A 5,341-nucleotide genomic window follows, 5' to 3' on the forward strand; every position below is an offset into this window, starting at 1 on the left:
ACCTGCCCCGTACTCATTTGGGATCCCGCCACCCTCGAAACCACCCCCGAATTCGAAAATTTTGGCACGTTTTTATGGGAAGTGATTGGCGAGTTGGGGTGAGGGGGAACATTAAGGAAATGGTTTTTAGCGCAATTCAAAGCGAGCTGACAAAATAATAGCTGACAGCATTCAACGACTTCTATCCATTAGTTTTAGTCTATTGAAGGTTGTATCTTCCTTAGATACTTACTGCTTTATACCAATAGTAAAAAGCTTCTGGGTTGTTCTTTTTTAACTTGTTTAGTTTGTTGTATTCTTGGTTTTCAATTAACCAATCTTTTATTTCTAATGGGTCTTTAAACCTTTCGATTTTCATTTCCTTTTCAGATTGTAATAGCTTGGTTAGGTAAGCGACTTTAGCAGCTGCTGTAATTGCTTCGTCTATGTTGAATCGGTCAATTGTGAAGTTGGTAAAATTGCGAATACCTAATTGTAGCTGACTAAACTCTTCTGATTTTATATCGCGTTCGGCTAATGTATAGCAAGCTTGCCAAGTATCTTCTAATACTTCTGTTGCTGTAATGTCTAATTTTCGGAAACCAATTTCTTCTTGCACTACTTTGTGGTAGCTATTTTTTACCACTGCTAAATCACTTATGTTGTCGAATAGAAATGCAATGTCGTATAATTGTTTTATGACTTCTACAGGACGGTTTTTGCTGTACAGGATTCCGGTTGTTTTAGGGGCAAATGCTGTTAACTTGTCGCCCAAAATAGCATCAAAGGTTGGCATTGCAATTATGGTATCTTCCCCAGAAGTGGAAATCCAATTGTGTTTTATAGGCAGTTCGCGAATTTGAGGATATGGATTAGGTGTGTAGAGCAGGTCCAATAAAATAGGCTCGATATTACCATCTACTACGCTTTTGTAATAGGTCTTGAAATGCCCTATTGGCGCATTGGGTGTGTGTTTACGGTTGTTGTCGTCTTCCCAACTCAAAAATATATTTTCCTCGACTATCTTTTGCAGTACGGTTATTATTTCTTTTTCTGAATGTTCTGTTATTATGTCGATGTCAATTGAAAAGCGTTTTGGTGTTTTGGTCGCTAATAATAAGGCTGTACCGCCTTTGAATGTAAAGTTTAACCCATTTATTTTTAAATGTTCCAATAGCGTTAGTGCCCAAATTACTTTTTCGATTAATTTGGGATCAATTCGTTTTCCTAACTTGTTTCTTAAGCCAAGAATCCAATCGATAGTATGTGTTTCTTTGTTTATCACTTGTATAATATTGGCAAAAATTAATTTATTTTGCCAAAGTTGTATTGACTCTTTTTTCTAATTCTACTTCTCTATTTCTCCGCGCTGCATAACGCCTCATTTTGGATTCATTAATTGTAAATTTCTTGTATGCCGATTTAAAAATATAATCTAATTCCCCTTGTTGTGCCGAAAACAGATTTTCATCGATTAACATATCCACCAACAGTTTTTCGAGCGAGGGAAAAACGATTTGATCATCTGTAATTGTAGGCGCTTCCGAATTTAAATGCTTTACGATGATAACCTCATCTTTTGTATTAATGTATCGCTCAAAAAGCACATGATCCGGATTTAAATATACGTATTTGAATTCAACACTCAGCAGCGCAAAAACCGATTCAACTGCACTTTTTTCTACTTCAACAACTGTAAATCTTTTAAACGGTTGATGCAACATGAAATCGTTTAACCACGAAGTGTCCCACACACAATAATCTACAAAAGGGTACTTTCTTCGTATTCTTGAAGCTATTTTTTTCAATTTAGCATCTGCTCTTGGCCGAAAAATCGTTCCGATTTCTAGTGTATAAATTCCTCTGGTTGGTGTACTAAGTATTTTGTTTTTCTTTAAGCGATACAAGTTCGTATTAATGGTATTATTTGTCCATGTAGGAAAGTCCCTCTGCAATTCTGCCACAAGCTTATCCCGCGTCATTACTTTAACGTTGCCAAAATAACGCTTAACTTTATCTTCAAGAGCTGTTGTCATTTTATTACTTTGAAAGTTCAAATATACGCGAAAAATCGTTTTGTATAATTTCGGCAAAAAAATTAGTTATTTGCCACAATTAATCATTTCAGGTTTTTAGAATTTGACAAGAAAGATCGCTTAATATTTTAAAAGAAAATCTATCCCTTCGAATTTGGTTATTGTAACACGTTTCCCTGCCACCCCTCCCCCGCGTTAGGTACTGCAGCGGATAGCCCGTAAGAAAATTTGTGCTGCAAAAACACAAACAAACGGGCGACCCAAGAAGCCCGGTTGTGCCGCCGTTTTGCGCACCAATTTTTGCGGACTAGCAGCGAAAGGACCGCCCGCCGCACCGTACCAGTCCACTAAAACGAAGCGGCGGGAACGCCCAAATAAAAAATCTGTGAAAAAAAATTTAAAAATTTAATCGAATTAATTAATTGATTAAAAGGCGTTTGTATGTTTTAAAATCGCGTTGCAACACCCAATCATTTGTTAAAAATCAAAAAAAGTTTGGTTTTTAATTTTACACCCGGCAATTTTACACTCAGAAATAATCGACATGAAAAATCTAACAATGTTGTGCTGTTGTATGATGTGGAGTAATCCGCAGAGGTGCACTATGGCATGATTGTAAGATCTCGCATAAACTTAGTTAACCTCTGCCCAACCGCAGAGGTTTTTTTATTCTCGTTGTTCAAAAATCAATTTTTAAAAATGTCAGTTCAATCAAGAAATACCGCGCTAAACTCAATGTCATGTTGCTTCATGATGTGGATGATGTGTTGCACATACATCTGGGTTTACCTGTGTCTTGACAGCTGATAAAGTAGTTCTTTAAAACGTTAAGTCCTTTTGGTAAACCGCTCCAAAAGGACTTTTTTTTTGCCCTCGCATTCATTCAAATTTAGTAATCCATAAAAATTAAAATCATGAGTACAACCCAATTTTCAACTTTAGCTTTGCACGCCGGACACGACACCGACAAAACTGCAGGAACACGCGCCGTGCCTATTTACCAAACCACTTCGTACGTGTTTAACAACTCCGATCACGCCGCAAACTTGTTCGGATTGGCCGAAGCCGGTTTTATTTACACCCGCCTCAACAACCCCACAAACGACGTGCTCGAACAGCGTTTAGCCGCACTTGAAGGCGGAATTGGCGCCGTAGTTACCGCATCCGGAACCGCTGCCATTGCCACAAGCTTACTCGTGCTGCTGCGCGCCGGCGATCATATCGTGGCCTCAAACAGCCTCTACGGCGGCACCTACAATTTGCTGAGCGTTACCCTACCGCGTCTTGGCATTACCACCACTTTCGTAGATCCAGAAGATCCGGAGAATTTTACTCGCGCCGCTCAAGAAAATACCCGCGCCTTTTTTGCCGAAAGCCTCGGAAACCCAAAACTCGACGTGCTCGACTTACGCGCCATTGCCGATCGTGCCGCGGCATTTCAAGTTCCGTTTATTGTCGACAATACCGTAGCAACGCCATATTTGCTGAACCCAATTGCGTACGGAGCCAACATCGTGATTCATTCGCTTACCAAATACATTACCGGCAACGGAACTTCGCTAGGTGGCGTGATTATCGATGCCGGAAACTTCGATTGGAGCAACGGCAAATTCCCGGAATTCACCGAGCCTTCGCCGGGTTATCACGGATTAAAATACTACGAGGCTTTAGGTGCTGCTTCGTTTATTGCCAAAGTGCGGATTGAAGGTTTGCGCGATTTTGGCGCAGCGCTGAGTCCGTTTAATGCGTTCCAGACGCTACAAGGTTTGGAAACTTTGTCGATACGCATTTTAAAACACAGCGAAAATGCCTTGGCTTTGGCGCAATGGCTCGAACAACAAGAGGCAGTAGCTTGGGTAAATTACCCCGGATTGCAAAGTTCGAAGTACAAAACGCTGGCCGAACAGTACTTGCCAAAAGGCAAAAGCGGTATTTTAACTTTCGGTCTAAAATCGGGCTTTGAAGGCGCAAAACGCTTTGTTGATTCGACACGATTGTTTTCGTTACTGGCCAATATTGGCGATACAAAATCGCTCATCATTCACCCAGCCAGCACCACTCACCAGCAACTTTCCGAAGCGCAGCAACGCACAACCGGTGTAACACCCGATTTGATACGCGTTTCGGTTGGTTTGGAAGATCTCGCCGACCTAAAAGCCGATATCGAACAAGCCTTGGTTGCTGCTACGGCGCCTCAAACCGCCCACGTATAAATTTAGCTAATTCATTCATTAGGTTTTGTTTTGTTTGTTTGTGCAACTGTCCTCCCCATTGTGGCGGAGGGCAGTTAAACAAACCAAAACTCGAACGGCAAAACCGCGAAAAGTCTCCTGTGTTTCGATAAAAAATTAGAGTTATGGCACATCTATTTAGTATTCCGCTTGCCGACCTGCGTTTACAAAACGGCTACACCTACGCCAAGCCTGTGCTTACGTATCAGGTTTTTGGGCAAACTTTAGGAACCGCAGCTGTAGTTGTGGTAAATCATGCCCTTACGGGGAATTCGAACGTAAGCGGTCCGGAGGGTTGGTGGAGTGAGTTGGTAGGTTCGGGAAAGACGATCGATACCGACGTGTTTACCGTGATTTCGTTTAATATTCCGGGAAACGGCTACGATAAAAACCCTGCAAATTTAATTTCCGAATACAAGCAGTTTACCGTTCGCGACATCGCGCAATTGTTTTGGAATGGTTTGCATGCGCTGGGCATTGAACGCATTTTTGCTGTGATTGGCGGAAGTCTGGGCGGCGCAATTGCTTGGGAAATGGCCGTGTTGCAACCGAGATCGATCGGACATTTAATTCCGATTGCTACCGATTGGAAAGCTACCGATTGGGTTATTGCGCAAGTACTTATTCAAGACCAAATTCTAAACAATTCCGACGATCCCATTGCCGATGCACGCCTGCACGCCATGTTGTTGTACCGCACGCCCGAATCGATAAATCAGCGGTTTGGTAGATCGCGCACCAACGAATCGTCGGTATTTCAAGTCGAGCGTTGGTTGCTCAACCACGGAATTAAACTGAAAAATCGCTTTACGTTATCGGCTTACAAACTGATGAATCATTTGCTAAAGACAAACGACATCACCAAAGAGCGCGCCGATTTCCTTCAGGTAATTCGCGATGTTACTGCTGCCATTCACATTGTGGCGGTCGACACCGATTTGTTTTTTACTGCTACAGAAAACCGAAAAACCTTCGAAATTCTAAAAACAAAGCGCGAAAACATTTTTTTACATCAGATAAATTCGGTGCACGGTCACGACGCCTTTTTGATTGAAAACGAACAGCTTTCGCAGATTTTAAACCCCATTTTTCACA

At 41.6% G+C, this 5,341-nt stretch carries 4 protein-coding genes; 2 read left to right on the plus strand and 2 right to left on the minus strand.

Annotated elements, in window-relative coordinates; genetic code table 11:
• Nucleotides 1–220: 220 nt before the first annotated feature.
• Nucleotides 221–1,264 (minus strand): nucleotidyl transferase AbiEii/AbiGii toxin family protein, encoded by a 1,044-nt coding sequence (locus ACOVQQ_RS11030; RefSeq protein ID WP_421818244.1) that lies wholly within the window; start codon nucleotides 1,262–1,264, stop codon nucleotides 221–223.
• A 25-nt stretch (nucleotides 1,265–1,289) separates the two neighbouring features.
• Complete coding sequence (locus tag ACOVQQ_RS11035; RefSeq protein ID WP_421818245.1) at nucleotides 1,290–2,015, minus strand: DUF6577 family protein; 726 nt, start codon at nucleotides 2,013–2,015, stop codon at nucleotides 1,290–1,292.
• 914 nt (nucleotides 2,016–2,929) lie between these two features.
• On the opposite strand from ACOVQQ_RS11035, the gene ACOVQQ_RS11040 reads away from it, so the two are divergent.
• Together ACOVQQ_RS11040 and ACOVQQ_RS11045 are read left to right on the plus strand one after the other, a co-directional pair.
• Complete coding sequence (locus tag ACOVQQ_RS11040; protein WP_421818246.1) at nucleotides 2,930–4,228, plus strand: O-acetylhomoserine aminocarboxypropyltransferase/cysteine synthase family protein; 1,299 nt, start codon at nucleotides 2,930–2,932, stop codon at nucleotides 4,226–4,228.
• Between the two features lie 143 nt (nucleotides 4,229–4,371).
• Nucleotides 4,372–5,341, plus strand: a 970-nt coding sequence (locus tag ACOVQQ_RS11045) for an alpha/beta fold hydrolase (protein ID WP_421818247.1), incomplete at its 3' end; no start/stop codon positions are given.

This window comes from Flavobacterium sp., from assembly GCF_049240005.1.
GTDB lineage: Bacteria > Bacteroidota > Bacteroidia > Flavobacteriales > Flavobacteriaceae > Flavobacterium.

Bases quoted from the DNA above. Each gene is read 5' to 3' on its own strand.
- ACOVQQ_RS11035 (WP_421818245.1), bottom strand. From the start codon at position 2,015: ATGACAACAGCTCTTGAAGATAAAGTTAAGCGTTATTTTGGCAACGTT.
- ACOVQQ_RS11040 (WP_421818246.1), top strand. From the start codon at position 2,930: ATGAGTACAACCCAATTTTCAACTTTAGCTTTGCACGCCGGACACGAC.